3 tRNA genes are annotated in these 263 nt (G+C 52.9%); all 3 read left to right on the top strand.

What is annotated here, in order from left to right:
- The first annotated feature begins 12 nt into the window (after window positions 1–12).
- Window positions 13–88: transfer RNA gene (locus ATCC9714_RS16730), tRNA-Met, on the top strand.
- 15 nt (window positions 89–103) lie between these two features.
- Window positions 104–178: transfer RNA gene (locus ATCC9714_RS16725), tRNA-Glu, on the top strand.
- 9 nt (window positions 179–187) lie between these two features.
- Window positions 188–261, top strand: a tRNA-Gly gene (locus ATCC9714_RS16720).
- Window positions 262–263 lie beyond the last annotated feature (2 nt).

Genomic DNA, 263 nt, shown 5'->3' with positions numbered 1-263 from the left:
TTTAAATAATATCGCGGGGTGGAGCAGTTGGCAGCTCGTCGGGCTCATAACCCGAAGGTCGCAGGTTCGAGTCCTGCCTCCGCAACCATTAAAATAATAATATGGCTCATTGGTCAAGCGGTCAAGACACCGCCCTTTCACGGCGGTAACAGGGGTTCGATTCCCCTATGAGTCACCAATTAAATATGCGGGTGTAGCTCAATGGTAGAGTTCCGGCCTTCCAAGCCGGCTGTGAGGGTTCGATCCCCTTCACCCGCTCCAAA

Source organism: Paraclostridium sordellii (genome assembly GCF_000953675.1).
Lineage (GTDB): Bacteria > Bacillota > Clostridia > Peptostreptococcales > Peptostreptococcaceae > Paraclostridium > Paraclostridium sordellii.
The sequence above is the reverse complement of the archived record's forward strand: the minus strand, read 5'-3'. Positions and strand labels throughout refer to the sequence as shown.